Annotated in this window: 20 protein-coding genes; 10 read left to right on the top strand and 10 right to left on the bottom strand. The window is 57.9% G+C overall.

Annotation, left to right across the window (positions count from 1 at the left end; all coding sequences use genetic code 11):
- The first annotated feature begins 285 nt into the window (after positions 1 to 285).
- From ABJT94_RS00580 to ABJT94_RS00570, 3 genes are read left to right on the top strand one after another with little or no spacing between them, the layout of a single operon-like run.
- Positions 286 to 1203 (top strand): iron-siderophore ABC transporter substrate-binding protein, encoded by a 918-nt coding sequence (locus ABJT94_RS00580; RefSeq protein WP_348476850.1) that lies wholly within the window; start codon positions 286 to 288, stop codon positions 1201 to 1203.
- A 15-nt stretch (positions 1204 to 1218) separates the two neighbouring features.
- Positions 1219 to 2223 carry an iron ABC transporter permease gene (locus ABJT94_RS00575; protein WP_348476849.1) on the top strand — a complete coding sequence of 335 codons (1005 nt, stop codon included), beginning with the start codon at positions 1219 to 1221 and terminating at the stop codon, positions 2221 to 2223.
- Positions 2220 to 3269, top strand: a complete 1050-nt coding sequence (locus tag ABJT94_RS00570) for an iron ABC transporter permease (RefSeq protein WP_348476847.1) — start codon at positions 2220 to 2222, stop codon at positions 3267 to 3269. Before ABJT94_RS00575 ends, ABJT94_RS00570 begins: the two co-directional genes overlap by 4 nt.
- A gap of 272 nt (positions 3270 to 3541) precedes the next feature.
- On the opposite strand, the gene ABJT94_RS00565 is transcribed toward ABJT94_RS00570, so the two are convergent.
- From ABJT94_RS00565 to ABJT94_RS00540, 6 genes are read right to left on the bottom strand one after another with little or no spacing between them, the layout of a single operon-like run.
- Positions 3542 to 5368 (bottom strand): ABC transporter ATP-binding protein, encoded by a 1827-nt coding sequence (locus ABJT94_RS00565; RefSeq protein WP_348476846.1) that lies wholly within the window; start codon positions 5366 to 5368, stop codon positions 3542 to 3544.
- 51 nt (positions 5369 to 5419) lie between these two features.
- On the bottom strand, positions 5420 to 6355 hold the full coding sequence (locus tag ABJT94_RS00560) for an ABC transporter substrate-binding protein (RefSeq protein WP_348476844.1): 936 nt from the start codon (positions 6353 to 6355) through the stop codon (positions 5420 to 5422).
- A gap of 29 nt (positions 6356 to 6384) precedes the next feature.
- On the bottom strand, positions 6385 to 7326 hold the full coding sequence (locus tag ABJT94_RS00555) for a sucrase ferredoxin (protein ID WP_348476842.1): 942 nt from the start codon (positions 7324 to 7326) through the stop codon (positions 6385 to 6387).
- Positions 7327 to 7336: 10 nt separating this feature from the next.
- Positions 7337 to 8401 (bottom strand): iron ABC transporter permease, encoded by a 1065-nt coding sequence (locus ABJT94_RS00550; RefSeq protein WP_348476841.1) that lies wholly within the window; start codon positions 8399 to 8401, stop codon positions 7337 to 7339.
- A 1-nt stretch (position 8402) separates the two neighbouring features.
- Positions 8403 to 9452, bottom strand: a complete 1050-nt coding sequence (locus ABJT94_RS00545) for an iron ABC transporter permease (protein ID WP_348476840.1) — start codon at positions 9450 to 9452, stop codon at positions 8403 to 8405.
- Positions 9449 to 10306 (bottom strand): ABC transporter ATP-binding protein, encoded by an 858-nt coding sequence (locus tag ABJT94_RS00540; RefSeq protein ID WP_348476839.1) that lies wholly within the window; start codon positions 10304 to 10306, stop codon positions 9449 to 9451. The genes ABJT94_RS00545 and ABJT94_RS00540 overlap by 4 nt, the downstream gene beginning before the upstream one ends.
- Before the next feature lie 113 nt (positions 10307 to 10419).
- On the opposite strand from ABJT94_RS00540, the gene ABJT94_RS00535 reads away from it, so the two are divergent.
- Entirely contained in the window at positions 10420 to 11328 is a 909-nt protein-coding gene (locus tag ABJT94_RS00535; protein ID WP_348476838.1) for a TonB family protein, read from the top strand.
- A 138-nt stretch (positions 11329 to 11466) separates the two neighbouring features.
- Here ABJT94_RS00535 and ABJT94_RS00530 read toward each other — a convergent pair whose 3' ends face one another.
- Complete coding sequence (locus ABJT94_RS00530) at positions 11467 to 12552, bottom strand: HmuY family protein (protein WP_348476837.1); 1086 nt, start codon at positions 12550 to 12552, stop codon at positions 11467 to 11469.
- 136 nt (positions 12553 to 12688) lie between these two features.
- Positions 12689 to 14656 (bottom strand): TonB-dependent receptor, encoded by a 1968-nt coding sequence (locus ABJT94_RS00525; RefSeq protein ID WP_348476836.1) that lies wholly within the window; start codon positions 14654 to 14656, stop codon positions 12689 to 12691.
- A gap of 209 nt (positions 14657 to 14865) precedes the next feature.
- Here ABJT94_RS00525 and ABJT94_RS00520 point away from each other — a divergent pair, with 209 nt between their 5' ends.
- From ABJT94_RS00520 to ABJT94_RS00500, 5 genes are read left to right on the top strand one after another with little or no spacing between them, the layout of a single operon-like run.
- On the top strand, positions 14866 to 15888 hold the full coding sequence (locus ABJT94_RS00520) for a ChuX/HutX family heme-like substrate-binding protein (protein ID WP_348476835.1): 1023 nt from the start codon (positions 14866 to 14868) through the stop codon (positions 15886 to 15888).
- Positions 15885 to 16727: an ABC transporter substrate-binding protein gene (locus ABJT94_RS00515; RefSeq protein ID WP_348476833.1), complete on the top strand. Its 843-nt coding sequence runs from the start codon at positions 15885 to 15887 to the stop codon at positions 16725 to 16727. Before ABJT94_RS00520 ends, ABJT94_RS00515 begins: the two co-directional genes overlap by 4 nt.
- Positions 16724 to 17770, top strand: coding sequence for an iron ABC transporter permease (locus ABJT94_RS00510; protein ID WP_348476831.1), 1047 nt, complete (start codon positions 16724 to 16726; stop codon positions 17768 to 17770). Before ABJT94_RS00515 ends, ABJT94_RS00510 begins: the two co-directional genes overlap by 4 nt.
- Positions 17763 to 18596: a heme ABC transporter ATP-binding protein gene (locus ABJT94_RS00505; RefSeq protein WP_348476829.1), complete on the top strand. Its 834-nt coding sequence runs from the start codon at positions 17763 to 17765 to the stop codon at positions 18594 to 18596. The genes ABJT94_RS00510 and ABJT94_RS00505 overlap by 8 nt, the downstream gene beginning before the upstream one ends.
- A 15-nt stretch (positions 18597 to 18611) precedes the next feature.
- Positions 18612 to 19283, top strand: coding sequence for an SAM-dependent methyltransferase (locus tag ABJT94_RS00500; RefSeq protein ID WP_348476828.1), 672 nt, complete (start codon positions 18612 to 18614; stop codon positions 19281 to 19283).
- Between the two features lie 57 nt (positions 19284 to 19340).
- Here the strand turns inward: ABJT94_RS00500 and ABJT94_RS00495 are convergent, their stop codons facing one another.
- Complete coding sequence (locus ABJT94_RS00495) at positions 19341 to 20111, bottom strand: hypothetical protein (RefSeq protein WP_348476827.1); 771 nt, start codon at positions 20109 to 20111, stop codon at positions 19341 to 19343.
- Entirely contained in the window at positions 20096 to 20674 is a 579-nt protein-coding gene (locus tag ABJT94_RS00490) for a sigma-70 family RNA polymerase sigma factor (RefSeq protein WP_348476826.1), read from the bottom strand. Before ABJT94_RS00490 ends, ABJT94_RS00495 begins: the two co-directional genes overlap by 16 nt.
- 342 nt (positions 20675 to 21016) lie before the next feature.
- On the opposite strand from ABJT94_RS00490, the gene ABJT94_RS00485 reads away from it, so the two are divergent.
- The gene (locus ABJT94_RS00485) at positions 21017 to 21502 is read left to right on the top strand and encodes an Hsp20 family protein (RefSeq protein ID WP_348476824.1); all 486 of its coding nucleotides are present in this window, start codon (positions 21017 to 21019) and stop codon (positions 21500 to 21502) included.
- Positions 21503 to 21525: the final 23 nt, after the last annotated feature.

Here is a 21525-nt window from a genome sequence, read left to right as displayed (position 1 = left end):
TGGCACTCAGCCAACGCCTTTGCGACAGAGGGTGGACAAACGCGTTGACGAGTCGACTTCCATTTACCCCGGTTCCGGACCGTGCTCCTTTCCCGGGGACCCACGCTGAATCGACCTTCGAAATCTATATTAATGATAATAGTTATCATTTGCAAACTAGAATGTGTTAATTACGTCACATTGCCGAACCACAACGCATTTTATTGGCACACCGAAAGATGCGGTTGATAATAAGAACAACTATCAATACTATCAGCAATCCCTAACCTATCTCGGGAGTTGTCCGTGGCTCATCGTCTTACCTCTACTACCCTGTTCAGCCTGATATTGGTGGCATCATTGTCTTTCGCAAATGCAGAATCCATTAGTATTCCTCATGCCATGGGCACTGCTGAACTGGACGCTCCGGCGCAGCGCGTCGTCACTCTTTACCAGGGTGCCAACGACGCTGCAGTGGCGCTGGGCATTACACCCGTGGGTGTCGTCGACTCCTGGGTTGAGCAACCGATGTACCATTACCTGCGTGAAGAGCTGGCCGGGGTGAGCCATGTGGGTCTTGAAACTCAGCCGAACCTGGAAGCCATTGCCGCGCTGAATCCCGATGTCATTATCGGCGCTAAGATGCGCCATGAAAAAATCTACAACCAGTTGAACCAGATCGCCCCGACGGTGATGCATGAGACCGTTTTCCAGTTCAAGGAAACGCTTGATCTGGTTGCCGAGGCAACCGGCACCGCCGATACAGCCGCCGAATGGAATGACCAATGGGATGCACGCATTCAGTCATTTCAGCAACAGGTTTCCGAGACCGACGTAGACTGGCCACAGGAAGTAGCGTTGCTGAACTTTCGTAATGACCACGCCCGCATTTACTACTCCAGCTTCGCCGGCAACATTCTGAACGAGCTGGGGTTTGAGCGCCCGGCTGGCCACCAGGAAGACATCTGGGGCGTGAAGCTGACCTCCAAGGAAAGCATTCCCAGCATGAACGCCGACGTATTCTTCATGTTCATGACAGAAACCGACCTGACGGTAATGGAAAACTTCAACAGCTGGACCTCCCACCCGCTGTGGAACACGCTGACAGCAGTGCAGAACGATCAGGTCTACCGGGTCAACGAGGTTGACTGGAACATGGGCGGCGGCCCCATCGCCGCTGAACGCATGGTCGACAGCGTGTTTGAACACTACGGCCTCGACTAACCCAGAGGAATAACCGTGCTGTCCACCCTGCCGGTCAAGGCACTGGGGCTGACCCTGTGCCTGGCGCTGTTACTGGCAACCACCCTTGCCAGCATCGCCCTGGGGCAAACGGCCATCTCGTTTGCCACGGTCATCAACGCCCTGTTCAACTACGACGCCAGCCAGATCGAGCACATTATTGTGCGCGCCAACCGGCTGAATCGGGCCGTTCTGGCGGCTTTGGTGGGCAGCAGCCTGGCCATTGCCGGCACCCTGATGCAGGCGATGACCCGCAACGGCCTGGCTTCACCCAGCCTGCTGGGCATTAATGCCGGAGCGCTGTTTTTTGTAGCAATGGCGTTTACCTTTCTGTCACTGACACGGCTGCAAGACTACATCTACATCGCCTTCTTTGGCGCTGCCATTGCCGGGCTGCTGGTTTACAGCCTGGGCATGACCGGCAGTGCCTCCCGGTCACCGGTTAGCATTGTGCTGGCTGGCGCCGCCATTACCGCCTTGTTTCTGGCGTTCACTCAGGGTCTGCTGATTCTTAACCGGGAAAGTCTGGAAGGCATTCTTTACTGGCTCGGTGGATCCGTCGCAGGCAAACCACTCAGCAGCGTCATTCCCTTTCTGCCCTTTTACGGCATCGCGATAGTCGGCACCGCACTGCTGGTGCGTCAGATCAACCTGATGATGCTGGATGAAGACGTCGCCCGCAGTCTCGGCCAGCGCGTGGCAGTCACCCGGCTGGCGCTCGGTGTGGTCATCATTTTACTGGCTGGCGGTGCCGTTGCACTGGCCGGCATGATCGGATTTATCGGACTGATCATTCCGCATCTGGCGCGCGGCTTGTTCGGCCGGGATCATCGCTGGGTATTGCCGTCGGCCGCCCTGCTCGGGGCCAGCTTGCTGTTGGGGGCCGATACCCTGTCTCGCTTTATCGTCCCCCCCCAGGAAGTGCCCGTCGGTGCCCTGACAGCGCTGGTCGGCACCCCGGTTTTTATCGCCATCGCCCGTAAACGCAGCCCGACATTATGACCACTCACTACCTGTTTCGTTCCGCCTCGGAAACGCTGGCTCTGGCCATTCATCGTCAGACCTTTCGACGGTGCCTGGCGTTGCTGGGGCTAACCCTAACCTTATTGTTGTTCTATCTCTGCCTGGGCAGCACCCGAATTCCGCCGATGGACGTGCTCGCCACGCTCCTGTCACCCGAAACCAGCGAGCACCGCTTTGTCATTCAAACATTACGACTGCCCCGAGGCTTGTTGGCGCTACTGGTGGGCGCCGGCCTGGGAGTTTCCGGTGCGCTGTTACAGCAAATCGTGCGCAACCCCCTGGCCTCGCCTGACATCATCGGCATCAGCGACGGGGCCGCGCTGGGAGCTGTGTTGTTTCTGGCCTGGCTGGCCGGTACCGTCAGTCTGACCTGGTTGCCACCCGTGGCCATTGCCTCTGCAGCGCTAACCGCCACCGTCATCTACATCCTGGCCTGGACACCCGGTAGCACTAGTGCTGTAGCACCAATTCGGCTGGTTCTGGTAGGCATTGCACTGGCCGCCGCGCTAAAGGCGGTCGCGACTCTGGTTCTGGTGATGAGCCCGCTGAGCACCACGGTTCAGGCCTACATCTGGCTGACCGGAACGGTCTATGGTGCACAATGGAAAGACGTGACCGGCTTACTACCCTGGACGCTCTGTCTGATCCCGGTCGCCTTGCTGGCCGCCCGGGCTCTTACCCTGCTGGGCATGAATGATGAGCAATCCCGGGGGCTGGGTTTGGCGGTGGGTCATTACCGGTTACTGCTTCTGGCGTGCAGCGTTGGCTTGGCCGGCTCGGCCGTGGCCTTTGCAGGCGGCATGGCGTTTGTTGGCCTGATGGCACCACATTTGGCGCGTCGGATAACGGGCCAAACCAGTACAGGGCTAATACTCGGAGCAGGCCTGACCGGCGCTTGCCTGGTGCTGCTGGCCGACCTGCTAGGACGGGTTGCCTTTCTACCTCAGGATTTACCGGCCGGCATTTTCGTCTCGGGCGTCGGTGCGCCCTTCTTTATTTACTTGCTGTATCGACGTCGATCCTGATTCAAGCTGTTTTCTACTCAAGATTCAGAGTTCGCACTTAACTAAGTGTCGGGTACTGGGTATGCCTATCTGGGGAAGTCTGAGGCATGGACTAAAACGCCGGGAGCGTTTTAGCACGAGCGCAGCGAGCCCGGAGGGTGAATCCCATGGAGGGGATTCATATCCCGAAGTCTAGGCCCCATGGATGGGTTTACGCCGGCCCCAGATAGGCATACCCGGTGCCGGACACGGAATACTGGCACCGAGGTAAAACGGACCTCCGAAACTTGGTTTTACAGAGCTTGCTCTGCAAACCCCTCTATCTGACGTTGCCACAAACGCGCGTAGCCACCATTGAGTTCAAGCAGTTCAGAGTGGGTGCCACTTTCCACAATACGGCCGCCTTCCATGTACAGAATGCGATCCATACTCACCACCGTGGACAATCGATGGGCGATGGCGATGACCGTACGGCCTTGCATCAGTAATGTCAGTGCCCGCTGAATGGCCGCTTCAGATTCACTGTCGAGTGCTGACGTCGCTTCATCCAGCAACAGCATTGGCGCATCTTTTAGAATGGCCCGTGCGATGGCAATGCGCTGACGCTCACCGCCAGAAAGCTTGACCCCGCGTTCACCCACCAGGGTGTCGTAACCATAAGGCAGTGCCTGAATAAAATCATGGCACTGCGCGGCCTGAGCAGCAGCAATTACCGCTTCATCGCTGGCATCGGTACGTCCGTAGCGAATGTTGTCGCGCACGCTGCGGTGAAACAATTCTGCGGTTTGCGAAACTTCCGCCACCTGGCGTGCCAGTGACTCCCGACGCCGCTCGCGGATATCCTGACCGTCCATCAGAATCTGGCCCTGGTTCAATGTAAAGCGACGCGTCAGCAATTTGATCAGCGTTGTTTTTCCAGCCCCGGATGGACCCACCAGCCCCACTTTTTCGCCCGGCTTAACCGTCAACGAAAAGTTAATAAACAATGGCTTCTGCTGCTCGTAGCCGAAAGTCAGATCGCGGCATTCGATCTCTCCCTGCTCCACAACCAATTGCTGTGCGTCTGGTGTGTCCTGATTTTTCAGCGGCACGGCCAACACATCGAGCGACTCAGTCACTTCGCCCAGCTGCAGATAGAAATCGAGAATGTAATCGCCCAGGCTGGTAATCGACATCGCCAGTTGCAAGCCAATGGTCAGCAGCATGGCGACGGTGCCCACGCTCAAGTCGCCCAGCAGCGCTCGCTGCAATGCGAACCAAACCAGAACACTCATAAAGCCTGCGGTTAGCGCCAACTGCACGATGCGCATGGCACTGAACCAGAACCGCGCCTGCTTGCCGCGCAGCGCTTCCTCGTTCAGACGTATGCTTAACCGTTCCGATTCGTGCTCGCTGGCGCCAAAGCTGTGAACCAGATCGATGGTGCCGATCGAGTCCGCCAACTGACCGGTCACCCGGGAACGGGCTTCACCGAGCACACGCCCGACTTTCAACACCCGTTTGGCCATCCACATCGACACCGCCAGGAACACCAGCGCAAACAACACATAAGCGAGGCCATACACCGGCACCGCCTGGAATATTAAAATACCCGCGACCAGAATACCGACCGCCACCTGGGCAAACTGCAGCACAAAATATTCAACCAGATCCGGCCCGCTTTGCGCTGCCCGGCGAATGCGCTGAGTTAACGCACCGGTAAAAGTATTCTGAAAAAAGTGGGTTGGCTGGCGCAGGGTGTAATTGAACAGCTCACGCGCCACCAGACTGGTCAGTTTCGGCAGCGTAAAGGCATTCACGAAGGTATAGAGACGGCCGAGCACCGGCCCGATCAGCCAGACCACCAAGAGCCAGCCGAACCAGGTCATCAATCGGGTGGCATCCGATGAGTCAATGGCCTCGGGCAGCAGATCAATAATCTGACCCACAACCCAAGGGGTCATCGACATACTTGCAACCGACAGTACGGTTATCGACAACAGCAGCAGTAAACGCCAGGGCAGAAAGTTCAGCGCAATCCAGCGGCAAAAGGCCATGGGCGTGTCGGGAAAAGGTGGCCGGTCCAGACGTGGCCTTTCCCCCTTCAACAGCTCTGCCTGTATTTGTGATTCAACTGTCATATCGATCGATTAGCCATTGATGTCGATGTCCCTGACTCTGTTTTGGCCCGCTCAGTGCTGAGTATTCACAACGCGAATAATCTGCGGCACCAGTTCATCAAAAATAAAATGGATACTCAGCGGCGACATGAATGAAAACGCGCCGCCCAATTCTTTATCGACGTAAATTTCACGATCTTCCCTGTGAAACGCCATCAGTTCACGCCCGAGCACTTTTTCAGCATCCGCTTGCGCATCGCCGGTCGACAACCAGATCAGCGCATCGACATTCAGCAACGAAAGCTCCTCGAGGCTGAGCTCACTGTAGAACCGATCACCCGCCAAATCATTAATGGCCCCGGGAATCTCCAGCCCCAGCCGCTCCAAAAAAACACCGCGCAAATCGTTTTCACTGTATACGCCCAGTTGGCCATCCCAGTAATAAGCAATGGCGGCCTGCTTGCCTTCTAATTCCGGATGCTGCTCAGTCACCGAATCAAACCGCTGCTCAACCTCGTTTACCATCGCTTCGGCTTCGGGCAGTTTGCCGACTGCGCGACCGATCCACAGCGTTCGCTCGTGCCAGGGCATGCCCCATTCAATATAGTCGCCCGATTGCGGCAGCGTCGGGGCGATCAGACTCAGTTGCTGGTACTGCTCAGCGCTGATGCCCGACGACAAGCCAACAATCAAATCCGGCTCCAGCGCGGCAATGGTTTCCATGTCCAGATCACCGAAGGGCAACACTACCGGCTCAGTGTTTCCCCACAGATCAGCCGCCCAAGGCCAGGTGGCTTTATCCATATCACCGTACCAGTCGCGCACCGCCAGAGGTTTCTGACCCAGTGCCAGCAGGTCGTCGTGGTCGCTGTAGCCGATTGAGACGATGCGCTCTGGCGCTTCGGTCAGGGTGGTGGTCCCGTATTTATGGTCAAAGGTTTCCGGAAAAGCCCAAACAGCGGTACTGGAAAACAGAATAACGGCCATTAGAGCCAGTTTAATCGGCATGGTAATTCCCTGTGCAGTGGAAGGATGAATTAAGGTTGCGAAGCGAGAGCAATCAGGCTGCCTTCCGCAAATACAGACACAACCTGCCAGGTGTTATGAGCAACAGGTTCTTCGCCATCGTCCATGGCGGTGCAGGTTCCAAAGCGCTGAACCGTCTCGGGTGCCAGCAGCACACTTAACTGACCGTACTCGGTGCCGGATAACCAGCGCAGTGTGATTGTCTTGCGGCCGCCGTAGAGGTCGGTATCGCTCTCTGGTTCCAGCCTGTCCGGCCAGATATTCTGCTGTGCCAGATGGTGTCGAATAGCCACTTCAGCGACTTGTTGTTCCGGTGAGAGCAGGCGGTCACCCCGGTAGCACGGTAAAAAGGGACGGTCTTTACTCTCCGAATCCAGAAAGGCGTCTGCCTTATCGGCATCAACACGGCCATATTTGCGAGCCTGGGGAAATACCAGAATCGATGTGGCCAATCTGCAACCACCCAAGTGCGTGCTCTGCCAGATTTCAATGGCTTCAGGCCGTGTCACTGCTGCAGCCGTGAGTGCCTTGTAGCTCGCATTGCCGAACTTGGCACAGCAGCGGTCTTTCTTACCGTGCGTGCAACACAGCACAACTGAGTCGGGTATGTCCGAGACTTCCCAGCCAGTCAGCGACTGCCCTGTTTTCAATGCCGAAAAAAAGGCAACCAGCTCAGCGCGCGGAACATCAAAAGCGCGCGACTCGGGCATCAGATAAGCACGATGCGTCGTCGAAGACTGAGCCTTTCGGTCAATCAGATTCAGGCGCCGTCCGGACTCTGCCAATGCGGCTATGGCGTCCGCTTCATCGGAGGTCATATCCTTTGCCAGATTAAAGGTTTTCGACCAGCGACCGCTGGGCCAACTCAGCAATAGATTGGAGCCCGGGTGCCCGCCGGTACCCGGCAAGGGTTCGGCGACATCCCGGCTTATTTGAGCGCAAAACGCCGTCACAACAGTCTCCTCACAGTGCGCTTTTAGCCTGAGTTCTTTGCAACAGATAAATAAACACCGGCACCCCGATAATGGCTGTGACCAGACCTGCCGGTATCTGAATCGGTGCGAACAGAGCCCGCCCCAAAAGGTCCGCCAGGGTTACGACAAAAGCGCCAATCAGAGCCGTCAGCAACAAGTGAATACCCACACCGCTGCGTGCCAGGCGCCGGGCCATGTGTGGTGCAATCAGCCCAACAAAGCCAAGTGGCCCGACCGCGGCCGTGGCGATGGCAGCCAACCCCACCGCGACACTGATCAATGCATAGCGAATGACGCTGGCTCGTACTCCCAACCCCACGGCTGTACTCTCGCCCATTTGCAGGGCCGACATGGAGCGGCTTAGAATCAGCAACGGCGGTATTAACACAGCGCACCAGGCCGCGACCATCCGCACTTCGCTCCATCCGGCCGCGTTAATACTGCCGCTGAGCCAGGCCAGAGCCGACATGGCCCGGTCGATCTGGCCATAGGTCATCAGCGCTGAAGTGATAGCGCTGATGAAGGCGGCCACGCCTATGCCCATTAAAATAAATTGAATCGAACTGCCTCCACGACGGTTCCAGCTCAGCCCCTGAATCAGAGCGGCGACGACCAGTGAGCCAGCAAACGCTACCCAGGGCCGCAGGGTGGAACTTTGTTCGGGCCAGATCACCGTCAGGGCGACCACCGCCAGGCCTGCCCCTTGGGATATGCCCACCAGTGAAGGGTCTGCCAGGCCGTTGCGGGTCACGTTCTGCAAGGCGGCACCGGAAAGCGCCAGCATGGTGCCGACAAAGGCGGCCACCAGGGTGCGAGGAAACCGGAACTCCCAGACTACCGTGGTCATTTGCCCGGAAACTTCACCACCCAGCAAAGCGCCAAGCACCTGACGCAAGGACATATCGTAACTGCCGATGGTCAGGCTAAGCGCGATCAGCGACAGCAGACCAAGCATCAGCAAAAGCGCCAATATCAGGGCTCTGACCGGCAGCCTTAGCGACAAACGCTCTCCCGGAAGCCGCAGTACCCAGTAGTGAGATAGACGCACAGTCATATCAGGACGCCCGTTGCCGAACGAGATGGATAAACAGCGGCGCGCCGACCATGGCGGTCATAATGCCGGTGGCAATTTCCTGGGGCCGTAAGGCCAGCCGGGCGATGATATCGACACCCAGCAAATAGGCCCCACCAACCAGCGCCGAATACGGCACGATCCAACGATAATCGGACCCGATAAAGAGGCGCACAACATGAGGAATAACCAGACCAACAAAGCCCAGTGGCCCAGCCAGTGCGACCGAACAAGCGGTCAGAACCACCACACACAACAATACCTGCACCTTAAGCCAGCCAGTACGAACACCCAGGCCGCGGGCCACGTCATCGCCCATGGCAAGAACCGTCACCTTGCGGGACAGCACCATCGCCAGCGCCAGTGCCAGGCACAACCAGGGCGCAGCAACGGACAGTACATCGACCCGCCGGCCCGACAGGGAACCGGCCAGCCAGACCCGCAACTGCTCGAAGGTTTCTTGATTTAGCAAGTGCGCAACAGAGATCAACGCGCCCAGAAAAGCGGTGATCGCTGCCCCGGCCAGTGTCAGTGTTAGCGGCGTGGCACCACCGGGCGCCCACTGGGCAATCAGCCAGACCACAACGGCTGTCACCATCGCACCGACTGCGGCAACCCAGGGCAACCAGACCGTGGGCACGGTCTGAAAAACCCCAATGGCCATGACCACGGCGAAGGACGCCCCGGCCATCAGCCCGAGAATACCGGGCTCCGCCAGCGGATTGCGCGTGACGCCCTGCATCAGCGCACCCGCCACACTGAGCGCCGCGCCGACTAACACCGCAATAATGGCGCGGGGCAGTCGCAAATCGCGAATGATCATGTGGTCAAACAGGGTGGGGTCGTATTGGACAAGGGCATCTAACACCGTCGATAACGGCAGCGATTTGGCCCCCACGGCAATGTGCCAGCCGAACATCAGCGCCAGAACACCGACCATAACCGGCAACCCGGCGCTGTATGCCAGCCAGGCCCCCGAGGCGCTGTCTGCGGTCGATGACGACATGGCGTTATGGCTAGCCTGGGTGGTCATGCGATGCGAACGCCGACCTCAACTTGCTGAGCTGGCTCCGGTGCAGACGTCGGCACGCAGATCAAACGCTTGGAATGCGGGTCCCGGATAACATGGGCATCCAGATCAAACACCGCTTTCAAATTGGCACTGGTAAAAACGTCCGACGGCGCGCCCCATTGCATAATGGCACCATCGCGCAACATGACCAGCGTATCCGCATAGGCGGCGGCCAGGTTCAGTTCGTGCAACACCACCACCAGCGTACGACCCATTTGGTGGGCCAACTGCACCAGCAGCTCCATCAAATCGACCTGAACTTTCAGATCCAGAAACGTCGTGGGCTCATCAAGCAGCACCAGATCGGTCTGCTGCGCCAATACCATGGCAATCCAGCAACGCTGACGCTGACCGCCCGACAGCCCGTCGACCGGCCGGTCGGCAAAGTCGAAGACCTTGGCGACGGTCATGGCGTCAGTAACAGCTCGCTCATCTTCACTCGACCACTGGCGCAGCAGCGACTGGTGCGGGAACCGGCCCTGAGCCACCAACTCACGCACTGTAAGCCCTTCGGGCGCCACAGGGCCCTGCGGTAACAAGCCCAGCTTTTTGGCGACGTCTCGGGTTTTGCTGCGGTGAATGTCCTGACCGTCGAGCAACACCTGCCCGTCAGTCGGCGTCAGAATCCGCGCGAGTGCTTTCAACAGCGTGGACTTTCCGCTGCCATTGGGCCCGACTAGAATCGTCACCTGGCCATCCGGCACCTGAAAATCGACATCATTGAGAATGGGCTCGGCATCGTAACCGACCGTCAGAGACTCACCCTGCAACCGGCTGGCAGAACGGATGGACCGGGAAGATAATGATTCAGACATGGAAACGCGGGCTCCGATAGCAACGAGTCTGACAATGTTATTGCGAATCACTTTTATTTGCAATCGCGTCAGCTATAATAGCTGTCTATTTTGTAGACCGGTTCAGCTCAGCGATGCCCCCAATTGACACCCTCAATCAGCTTCAGTCTGGCCCAGTCACCTCAACCCAAACCCGGCAGACAGGCCTGGCCATCGGCGTTTCCGTGCTGGCGCACCTGGCACTGGCGATCGCCATGGCACAGTCCCAAACGGAAGTGACGTTATCCGCTAGCCTGACACCGCCGCTACAAACCGTTGCCATGCAGCTAAAACGCACCGCACCTGCCCAGGAGCGGGCAGAACCGTCGATGCCACAACAGAGCCGCAGGTTGATCGCCAGCTCGGGGACCTCGACCCATACCGTTTCAGTACCTGAGCCGGAACCAGAGCCTACACCTGAGCCCGAACCCGAACCTGAACCTGAACCTGAACCTGAACCAGAACCAGAACCAGAACCAGAACCGGAACCGGAACCGGAGCCTACACCCGAGCCCGAACCTGAACCGGCGCCCGAGCCAGCGCCAGCGCCAGCGATTGAACCGGAGCCCGTCCAGGATGCCAATCGATCGAGCACGTCATTAGCTGCAAACACAGAGCCTGCAGACAACACCCTTTCATCTGGCTCCGCAACGACATCAAGCGAGCTAAACGAATCAGCCATCGCTGCCAGCCAACAGGCAGCGCTGAGAGAGCAACTCTACGACGACTACCTTGCCGCTTTGATGCAGGAACTCAGCCGGACCTTCGATTACCCGCGCAGCGCCTTGCGTCGCCGGCAGGAAGGCAGGGTGCAAGTCGCCTTGCGTATTGAAACCGACGGCACCATCGCCGGCATCACTCTGGACTCAAGTTCCGGCTACAACTTGCTGGACGAATCGGCCATCGCCATGATTGAACGGGTATCAGGCTTGCCTGCCTTGCCAGAAGAAGCGGGGAACCGGGGTCTTGCGGTGTCGGTTCCGATTGACTTCAAGTTGAATTAAGTTACAGCCTCCGAGGTGAGCACCCACAACAGAAACAAATTTCTTGCGACCCTCTCCCCGTACTTCCTCTACTTATTCCACTAAAAAAAACCCCGAATGACGTCACGTCATTCGGGGTTGCCGTTATACTCCAATTAGTCAGTCAGCCGGACGAAACCGAACCGTAATATGACGGGAAGCATCCGCCGCGTTGTAATAGTTAATCAGCTGCACCAACATCACGTCTTCAGTCTCGATATTCTGAATACCGTAAACACGAAAGTTTGGCCAAATACCATGTCCACCAAGCAAATCATAGGCATACCAGGGGTTGCTGGTAATTGCATTTTCGCCTTTGTCCTGCAAAAAGGCGCGTTCATTAAAAGCCGTGCCATCCAATTCTTCATCGGCTTCAGCTTCGGTCATTGCCTCTAGTACACCGGCTTCGCCACTGCCACTGACACCGCCATTGGTCAGCATCAGAAAACTGTGACCATCGACCTTGAGTTTCAGGTCCCAGGCTGTCGAACTGTCGCAATCGACCGAGGCGCCAGCGTCAAAATCAAAACAATTCTCGTCACCGTCGGCGACGGTTGCCGTCCAGGTAACCGCAGTCGTGTCGTAAGTAGCTTCGCCATTGGCTTGTACGAAAAAGTCAGCTTCAAGACTCAATGCACCTGTTTCGGGGTTGCGATAAGAGTAGGTGAAGTTGAGCTTGGCGAAACTATCACCTTCGGCCGACCGCACTACCCACCAGGCATCATCATTTGCCGGCACTTTGTGAGTCGCAAAAATGTAGTCGTAAAAATTCTCACCATCTCGACCGAGTGCTGCATCCGTGGTTTCAGTTTTAAACGCTACTGATGACAAATCGTAACTGGCTAACAAGTGCTCTTCCTCCGAGTTAGCCGTAGCGTTAGTAAAAATATTAGCCAGTGCGTCACCATCGGCATCATAAAACTCACTTTGTTCTGCCAGTATTGCTGAGGCCACCCGCTCGGGATTAACGCGAGTTGAGGTGCCGAAAAAAGCCAGGTCCCAATCATCATTAACGGTCACCTCTGCAGCCTGGTCCAGACTGAGAAAAGCCCAGGATGTAGAAGCATCTAACATTACCGACTCAAAATCCCCACTGGAGGAATCACCCGAACCATTCGTGGGCGTATCGTTGTCGTCTTCCAGATTACAGCCGGCCAGAAACAAGGCGGGCAATGTAGCTAACATCAAAGCATGGGTGGTTCTCATACAGTCTCCTCACTTACATGGGTTTTGGATTTCGCATCTACTGTGTTGCAAGTTTTCATACTGAATAATCAACGCCTTCGACAAACCAAGTGCGGGCTGCCGGGTGTACCTCATGGCACCAAAGCAACCCCAGCCCTCAAAACGGATGCCGGTAACGAACACCCAACGCATATTGGCGACCGCCAATAGGCAGGCCGTCGGCTGTGCCATCGCTGGGTGATATTTCGTCAGTGAGATTGTTAATCGCCGTCGTCAGCGTCCAGGCGGGTGTTAACTGATAACTCAGCGAGAGATCCACCAGGGTGTAAGGGTCCACGGGCAGGGTTTCTTCTTCGCCGAAGAATTGCGGACCGGTATGGGCGATCTGAGACCGTAGAGTTACCGGGCGCTGCTCACCCAACTGCCATTCATGCGTCAGCCCCAGGGTGTATTCGGGTCGCTGGGCCAGCCGGTCGCCGGTTGCCAGCGCAACGGCATGCAGCCATTGGGCATGGGCTGAAATCTGATGTGCGCCCAACTGCTGCTCAGCCGAAAGGTTTACGCCATATACCTCTGCCCGGTCGATGTTCTGATACTGGTAAACCGTTACGCCGGGTTCATCACTGGCCGTCTCGGCCGTGACAATTAACTGCTCGATATCCCGATAGAACAGCTCCAGCGACACTGGATCGATCACCCATTCCAGCTGAGCTGCAACCGACGTCTCCGGTTCAAGGTCCGGGTTGCCGGTCACGCGGTAGCCATGTAACTGGCTGTGATCGAACTGGTAATAGCGCTCTTTTAAGTCCGGCACCCGATAGCCAAGCCCGAGACTCGCACGCAGATAACTGTAGGTCGTCACATCGAACCGACTCGCCAGATTCGGCGCCCAATGCGCGCCGTAAGCTTCATCCCAGTGGCCGCGCAAACCACCGACCAGCTCCAGTCGATCGGTCGCGAACCAACTGTCCTGTGCGAACAGTTCCAGGCTTTGCTGATCGACCGGGGCAATTTCGTCTTCGCTGGGTGCGTTCAGATCCGCTTTTTCCTGTTCCAGCGCCGCCGCACTGACCTTGGCGCCCAGCACTGCATCGTGCTCGCCCTGGGTCAACCGCCAGCGACCTTCCAGGGCGGTATTCCACAGCGCGTATTCACGGCGCAGATCCATGCCATCGCTGCCCAGCTTATCCTGCTCTGAAATACCCCAACCAAGACCGGCAGAGGCGATAACATCCAGCCGCTCACCGGTAGCCTGGTACTGGGCAGAGACTCGCTGCTCGGTGACGGCACTTCGGTTCGGGTTGCCGGTTACGGCATGAGCGCCGGGCTTGGTCAGGTCCGATCCACTCCAGTTCAGGCCCAGGCGATGATCGCGTTCGGCATAAACATCAAATCGTTGAGCCAGCGACCAGCCCAGGCCATTGGGCAGATCTTCCGCCCAGGTTTCCGGTGTTTTATCCAGGCCGGCATCCTGCGTCAGCGACCAGGTTGTGGCTGAATAGCCACCCGGGATCGGCACCGCAACACGCCCGGCCCAGTCGATCTGGCTCGGCAATCGCTCTGTTTCCGCTTCGTACTGCCGCGCATTGGCGCTGATTTCAAACTCAGGCCCCTGAGGCTCGCGGCTGATCAGATTAATCACCCCACCCATCGCCGCACTGCCATACAGCGCCGATGCATTCGCCGACACCACTTCTATGCGCTCGATGTCTGCCAGGCGAAGACTCCGTGTATCAATGCGCGACTCATTAACCTGATTCAGCGGTACGCCATCGCGCATGATCAGAACGTGCTTTTCAGACAGCCCATTGAGCAACACCGAGGCACCGCTCTGGCCGTGGGTTTGTTTCAACTGCAACCCGGGAATATCTGCCAGCAAATCTTCCAGCGTGACTGCTTGAGTCGACTCCAGCGTTGCCCGGTCAATCACCCGCACCGCTATCGGGCTGTCTTCGGCGGTTACTTCCGACAAGGTACCGGTTACTACCAATGGCGCGAGCGTGACCGACTCGGCCCACGCCAGAATCGGTACACAGCCACCTGCCAGCACCAGGGCCAGCCGCGAAGCTTTCCATCGCGATTTCTGAAAAAGGGTTGCCCTTGGGGCTCTGCCTGATACTGCCACGCTCATCTGTCCTTCTGAGTTTGGGGGCCGGCCTGACCTGAAACTATGTGATTACTATTTGCATTTAGTAATTATTCGCATTTAATATATCGACAAGCGCCGATGAGCGTCAAGAACAAATGATATTGATTCTCAAATAAAACGAGAGGCTAGGTCGTCGACTAAGCAACCAGACCTGCCAATACAAAGACATCACTAAGGACATCGCCATGACTGAATCCGCCCTCGCCCGCGCCTGGCTGCAACTGAAACAGGAGCAACCCTCGCTGCGCATTCGCAATGCCGCCGAAACCCTTGGGGTTTCAGAACTGGAACTGCTGCTGGCCCAGCCGGGTGCGCAGACGGTGTCTCTGCAGCCCACCGGTCGAGAATTGGCCATGCACTTGCCTGACCTCGGGCGGGTAATGGCTCTGGTTCGCAACGACAACGCCGTACACGAAACCAGCGGTCGCTTTGCCGACCTTCAGGGTGGCGGGATGATGGGGTTGTTCCTCGGCGAGCAGGATCAGCGGCTTTTCTTCCGGCAATGGCGCTACACCCTCGCCGTTACCGAAGGCGAGCGTCACAGCATTCAAGTGTTTGACGAGAGCGGTACGGCCATCATCAAACTCTACCGATTGGTGGACACGCAGCTGGCCAATTGGGAAAGCCTGGTCGCCCAACGCAGTGACGAGCCCGTCACACCGAACTTCGCCCAAGCACCCACTTATGAGCGCACTTCGCTGGCAGGCTCTGCCGAGGCCATGATGCAAGACTGGCGCGCCCTGACCGATGTGCACCAGTTCAACAACCTGCTCAAACATCACGGTGTCGACCGCCTGAGCGCGTTCGAAGCCGCCGACGATGATCTGGCCCTGCAAGTCGACACCCACCACATTGAAACCGCCCTTTACGCCTGCCAGTTGCGCCAGATCCCGTTGATGACCTTTGTCAGCAACCGGGGCGCGGTACAGATTCACACCCGGGTGCCGGGCACGCTGCGTCGCACCGGCCCCTGGTTCAACATTCTGGATCCGGACTTTAACCTGCACCTGAACACCGAAGGCCTGGCCAGCGCCTGGATCAGCCGCCGCCCCACCGTCGACGGCTGGGTGCATTCCCTGGAAGGCTTTGACGAACAGGGCCGCTCCGTGGTGCAGTTTTTCGGGCAACGGGCCGAGGGCCGCCACGAGCGTGAAGACTGGCGTGCGCTGATGGACGAACTGGTCAGCAAAGCGGTGGTGGCGGCATGACCCTGGCGAAAGCAACCACACGCCTGCTACTGACCTCGTTGATATCGGCGGCCGGGCTTGCCAGCCAGGCAAGCGCCGATCGTTTGGTCAGCATCGACGGCTCCCTGACTGAAATCATCTATGCACTGGGCGCCGAAGCCGATCTGGTCGGTGTCGATACCACCAGCATCTACCCGGAAGCTGCAACCAACCTGCCGGATGTAGGCTATATGCGCGCCCTCTCGGCCGAGGGTATCTTGTCGCTGGCGCCGGACCGGGTCATCACCACCGCCGATGCCGGCCCGGCCGATGCGCTGTCGCAACTGCAAGCGGCAGGAATCAAGATCGATATCCTTGACAACACACCGTCGCTGGCCGGGTTGATCTCAAAAATACAGTCAACCGCAGCCGTGCTTGGCCGACGTGAAGCGGGTGACGACCTTGCGGCGCAGGTCGAAGATGAGGTTGAACAAGCCCAAAGGGCCATTGCAGAGCAACTGGGCTCCTTGAACGTCATGTTCGTGATGGACGGTGGCTCACGTGGCTTTCAGGTCGCTGGCCGCGATACCCTGGCCGATGGTGTTCTGAACGTGGCCGGGTTTACCAATGTCTTCGAAGCTATTCAGGGCTACAAACCCCTGACACCCGAAGCGGCCATCAATGCCAACCCGGATGTCATTCTGATGTTTCACAGCCAGAAGAATCTCGAAGAACTGGCTACGAACCCGGCACTCAGCCTCACCCGGGCTGTACAAAACGGCCGACTGTACAACGTCGACGATCTGGATCTGCTCAGCTTTGGCCCCCGGCTCGGCACCGCTCTGCAAGGCTTGCTGGAAAGGATGACGGATCACACATGACCACCCGGCTGTTTACCACCCTGATCGGTCTGTTGCTAACACTAGCGTTAATGACCGCTCTGGCCTTCGGGCCCGTACCGGTCAGCCTCCGCGAGCTGGGAATTTGGTCGCTGCACTGGAGCCCGATGACCTTGCCGGAATTGCCCCGGCACATTGACATCGTGCTGGGCGATATCCGGCTGCCCAGAGTGCTGATGGGGTTGATGATCGGGGCGTCTCTGGCCATGGCGGGTGCCGCCATCCAGGGGTTGTTTCGCAACCCCCTGGCAGACCCGGGTCTGATTGGCGTTTCCAGCGGAGCAGCCCTGGCCGCGCTGGCGGTCATCGTACTGGGCAACACGGTACTGGCGGGCTTTATGGCTACCTTTGGTTTTCTGGCCTTGCCGTTTGCCGCTTTTCTCGGCGCTTTACTGGTCACCTGGGTCATTTACAGCATTGCCAGAATGACCCCAGGTGGCAGCCAGGTGACCACGCTGATTCTCGCTGGGGTGGCCATTACCGCTTTCAGTGGTGCGGTATCTGGGTTGCTCACTTACCTGGCGGACGATGCCGAATTGCGCTCCTTTACCTTCTGGAGCATGGGCAGCCTGGCCTCGGTGACCTGGCGAGACCTGGCCATCGCAGCCCCCTGGATGGGTGTGTCACTGATCGGTTTCCCACTGATGGCGGGGGCCCTGAACGTCATGCTGATGGGCGAATCCGTCGCCGATCACCTCGGCATTGACCCGAACCGGATTCGGCGCCGGGTGTTTGTGCTGACCGCCCTGGCCGTCGGCGCCGGTGTCTCAGTGGCGGGCATGATCGGCTTTGTCGGCCTGGTTGTGCCTCATTTGGTGCGCCTGGCCCTGGGGCCAGACCATCGGGCGCTTATTCCACTTAGCGGTCTGGTCGGTGCCGCCTTGCTGGTCTGGGCCGACATTCTGGCTCGCTTGCTGGTCGCCCCGGCCGAATTGCCGATTGGCATTATCACCGCCCTGCTCGGTGGCCCGTTCTTTTTGTACTTGCTGATGCGACAAACCACAGAAGGCATTCAACATGATTAACGTTGCCCAACTCAGCCTGTCCAAAGGCGGACGCCGCCTGCTGGACTCGATTTCCTTTCAGTTAACACCTGGCGAAGTGGTAGCGGTGATCGGTGCCAATGGCGCTGGCAAGTCATCGCTGCTGAAAGTCGTCAGTGGCGAGTGGGGCTTGCAAGAGGGAGAGTTGAGTTATGATGGCGAGCCGGTGCAAGGCATTTGCAAACAGGACCTGGCCAAACGCCGGGCCGTGATGCCGCAGGCCAGCCCGATGAGTTTCCCGTTCAAAGCCTGGGAGGTGGTGGCACTAGGCCGCACGCCATTCGGGCTGAACAACGCAAAACGGGAACGCGCCATTGCACTGGACCGACTCGAACTGACGGGTACCGAGCACTTGGCCGAGCGCCATTACACCGCGCTGTCCGGTGGCGAAAAACAACGGGTGCAATTGGCGCGAGTGCTGAATCAGCTGCTGTCGTCACAGGCCAAACATCGCTACCTGTTTCTCGATGAATGCACCGCCAGCCTCGACCCATCGCACCAGCATCAGGTGTTTCAGCGTGTGCGAGCTCTGACCAGTGAAGGCATCGGTGTCCTGGCCATCGTCCACGACATCCACCTCGCTGCCCAATACGCCGACCGGGTACTGATTCTGAAAGATGGTGCCCTGCTTGATGCCGGGCCAGTCAAAAGCTGCCTGACCCCGCAAGCCATGGTTGAGGCGTTTGCGTTGCACACGCACCGCCTGTCTCACCCGGAGGCCGAATGGCCCTTGCTAGTTCCCCGGAAGAATCCATTGGTCGCGCCGCAGCCAGTCCCGTTCAAGAGCGCTGACGTCGCCACAGGTTGACGCTATCATAGCGCCATGAAAACCCGACTCGGAAAACGACTGACAGCTTTGTTTGATGCCATTCCACCCGGCTATGACGAGGTGTGGGACCTATGTTGTGATCATGGCCACCTCGGCCTGGCATTGTTGGAGAGCCAGCGAGCGAACCAGGTGCATTTCGTCGACCAGATCGATTCGATTATGACCGACCTGCAAGGGCGCCTGGATCGTTATGGCGCGACCGGCTACGAACTGCATACCCTGCCAGCGGAGCATTTGGTACTCACACCCAGCGCCCGACCGCTACTGGTACTGGCCGGTGTTGGCGATGAAGTCACTCAGGCGATTATTAGTGCTGTCACAAAACACAATCCAGAAACACAACCCGACTGGCTGATCTCACCGGCGAACAATCTCTTTCAAGTTCGGCGCTATCTGCAACAACAGGAATTCGGCTTATTGGACGAAGGCGTGGTCTTCGAAAACGGGCGCGGCTATGAGTGGCTTAGGGTCAGTCAGAATCGGCAACGGGCACCCAACCCTGCTCCCAACCCGGCCGACTTCTGGGATGCGCAACGGCCCGAGCATCGCTCACACTTACAGAGGTTGGTCAGGCACGCCCGCAAGCAACTGAATAATCCAAGAGAAGCGGATGCCCAGTTGATGCTAATGCTTTACGAGCCGCTGCTAACCCCAGCCCGGCCCTGACATCTGCCAGGCGGCGGGTTCGATTCTACGAACCCGGCACTAGAGCAACAGACGATATTAACCGTCGGTCGAATCCCAATTACCCAGTTGAATACAGGGCCCTTCCATCAACGCCAGCTGAGGTTGAATCGTGCCAGGGTTGTCGTTGACCACCAACCGGTGGGCTTCCATCACCGCCTGCCAGCCTTCGGCATCCAGATCCCAGCGCCGGTTTTCAGGGGTGACGGCGCCCAGGTAAACCCATTCCCGGTTTTCTCCGGTTTCTGCCCAGAGGTGCGTAGCCCCCTCGGGCCGATCAGCCAGGCGGGCCGACCACTGGGCTGATAGCCAGGCAGGTTGGTCGCCATTGCGGCGGTAACCGCTGACCACCAGCGCAACGTCGCCTTCCCAACTGAGCGGCGCCATATAGGCAGGGCCGATTGATTCGGGTGAACGCACCAAGCCGAGATTTAAAGTGATCATCACCAACGCTACCAAGGCACCGCCGGTTACCGCTGGCCACAAGACGCCCGGGTTAAGCAGGTCCAGAAGCCGGGTAACGATACCAGCTTTTTGGGTTGGTACAGCTTGAGCCTTGGCTTCGTGATCAGCCGGTATCGAGTGTTCTATCTGACGCCAAAGGCTAGCGGGCGGCGCCTGCTCGGGGTAACGGTTGTGGAGCGGCATCATTCGGTCCGACCAGTCCGCAACCGCAGCCTTCAGCGGCGGATGCTCCCGCATCAGTTGCTCCATGCGCCGACGTACCCGGGCCGTCATGTCACCCGCGACGTACTGGGCGGCCAGTTGGTCGCAGACGTCGGGGTTGGAATACCTCAGGCTTCGAGACATCGTTTCAACTCCTGTAAACCACGCCGGATCCAGGCTTTCACCGTACCCAGAGGTCGTTCCAGTCGCTGCTGGACTTCATGATGGCTAAAACCGTAAATGTAGGATAAAACGATGGCCTGGCGAGCATTGTCGTTAAGAATCTCCAGGCACCGCTCAATGCCGCTGTCCACTGCGTTGTGGTGCGTCTGCTCCCCGATATCAACCGGGTCCAGATCATCCAGGGACTCTTCACGTTTACGTTGCCGACTGCGAAGCCGATCAAGTGAAGCATTTCGGGTGATGACGATCAACCAGCCCCAGACAGAACCAACACCCGAATAATCTGCCGCCTGCTGCCAGATTTTCAGGTAGACCTCCTGCAAAACATCGGCGGCTTCTGCATCATCTTTAAGGATTTGGGCCGACACGCTCATCAGTCGGGCGCTGGTCAGGTCGTACAGGCTGCGCAGTGCCCGGGTGTCTTGCGCACACACCCGTTCCAGCCAGCGCTGCATTTGCGCGGCTTCGACCGGGTCTGACTCTCTGGTACGGGGAGGCGTGGCCACGTCTGGGGCTCCGTTCATGATCCAGCGCCAGTATAAAGTGATGCCGGCCCCCTGTCTGCGAAAGACGAGCACAACCAGACTATTGTAGGGGCGGCGCTGGTAGTCATTCTGTGATTCCTCATTGATTCTCTTCACTTATACATACAGACGCCACCGGTACAAAGGTTGGACGCACCCTTCGGGACCTTTACCCCTCATCCATTGCTAACACTAATTTTACATTTCGGTACCGCTTGAAACCCTTCGCTTCAACCCTATCTTAGGTTGTGCGGCAGGACGTCTCGATGAGAGTCTCGGCTGCTATCTAACCAGCGCCCTCAGGGGCTGACTATTATATTGCTTCGTTAGGAGAATATGACTATGACACACATCGACTTAACACCACTGTACCGCAGCACCATTGGCTTCGACCGTATGGCCAACCTGTTGGATTCCGCCCTGCGTGGCGAGCAGACCTCCAACGGTTACCCGCCTTACAACATCGAAGTGACGGGTGAAAACGAGTACGGCATTACCCTGGCCGTGGCCGGCTTTGAAGAAGAGGAACTGAACCTTCAGGTCGAAAACGGCGTACTGACGGTACGCGGTAAGAAAGCCACCAACGAAGACGACAAGAACCGTCGCTTCCTGCATCAGGGCATTGCCTACCGGTCCTTTGAACGCAAGTTCAACCTGGCCGACCATGTGGAAGTTCGCGGTGCTGAACTCAAGCACGGCCTGCTGACCATTCAACTGGTCAAAGAAGTGCCCGAGGCGATGAAGCCGAAAACCATTGCCATTAACGGCAAGACTTCCGGCACGGCCATTGAGCATCAGGAAGCCAAGGACAAAACCAAAGCCGCCTGATTGCCGGCTGCCTGTTAGTAGAA

This window comes from Saccharospirillum sp. (genome assembly GCF_039982735.1).
In the GTDB taxonomy this organism is placed as follows: domain Bacteria; phylum Pseudomonadota; class Gammaproteobacteria; order Pseudomonadales; family Natronospirillaceae; genus Saccharospirillum.
Note: the sequence above shows the minus strand (reverse complement) of the source record. Positions and strands in the feature narration are given on the sequence as shown.

What these genes read in the sequence shown, in the direction of transcription:
- ABJT94_RS00565 (WP_348476846.1), bottom strand. Translation starts at nt 5,368, where the DNA reads ATGACAGTTGAATCACAAATACAGGCAGAGCTGTTGAAGGGGGAAAGG.
- ABJT94_RS00560 (WP_348476844.1), bottom strand. Translation starts at nt 6,355, where the DNA reads ATGCCGATTAAACTGGCTCTAATGGCCGTTATTCTGTTTTCCAGTACC.
- ABJT94_RS00550 (WP_348476841.1), bottom strand. Translation starts at nt 8,401, where the DNA reads ATGACTGTGCGTCTATCTCACTACTGGGTACTGCGGCTTCCGGGAGAG.
- ABJT94_RS00520 (WP_348476835.1), top strand. Translation starts at nt 14,866, where the DNA reads ATGACTGAATCCGCCCTCGCCCGCGCCTGGCTGCAACTGAAACAGGAG.
- ABJT94_RS00500 (WP_348476828.1), top strand. Translation starts at nt 18,612, where the DNA reads ATGAAAACCCGACTCGGAAAACGACTGACAGCTTTGTTTGATGCCATT.
- ABJT94_RS00490 (WP_348476826.1), bottom strand. Translation starts at nt 20,674, where the DNA reads ATGAACGGAGCCCCAGACGTGGCCACGCCTCCCCGTACCAGAGAGTCA.
- ABJT94_RS00535 (WP_348476838.1), top strand. Translation starts at nt 10,420, where the DNA reads ATGCCCCCAATTGACACCCTCAATCAGCTTCAGTCTGGCCCAGTCACC.
- ABJT94_RS00495 (WP_348476827.1), bottom strand. Translation starts at nt 20,111, where the DNA reads ATGTCTCGAAGCCTGAGGTATTCCAACCCCGACGTCTGCGACCAACTG.
- ABJT94_RS00530 (WP_348476837.1), bottom strand. Translation starts at nt 12,552, where the DNA reads ATGAGAACCACCCATGCTTTGATGTTAGCTACATTGCCCGCCTTGTTT.
- ABJT94_RS00505 (WP_348476829.1), top strand. Translation starts at nt 17,763, where the DNA reads ATGATTAACGTTGCCCAACTCAGCCTGTCCAAAGGCGGACGCCGCCTG.
- ABJT94_RS00510 (WP_348476831.1), top strand. Translation starts at nt 16,724, where the DNA reads ATGACCACCCGGCTGTTTACCACCCTGATCGGTCTGTTGCTAACACTA.
- ABJT94_RS00570 (WP_348476847.1), top strand. Translation starts at nt 2,220, where the DNA reads ATGACCACTCACTACCTGTTTCGTTCCGCCTCGGAAACGCTGGCTCTG.
- ABJT94_RS00515 (WP_348476833.1), top strand. Translation starts at nt 15,885, where the DNA reads ATGACCCTGGCGAAAGCAACCACACGCCTGCTACTGACCTCGTTGATA.
- ABJT94_RS00545 (WP_348476840.1), bottom strand. Translation starts at nt 9,452, where the DNA reads ATGACCACCCAGGCTAGCCATAACGCCATGTCGTCATCGACCGCAGAC.
- ABJT94_RS00485 (WP_348476824.1), top strand. Translation starts at nt 21,017, where the DNA reads ATGACACACATCGACTTAACACCACTGTACCGCAGCACCATTGGCTTC.
- ABJT94_RS00540 (WP_348476839.1), bottom strand. Translation starts at nt 10,306, where the DNA reads ATGTCTGAATCATTATCTTCCCGGTCCATCCGTTCTGCCAGCCGGTTG.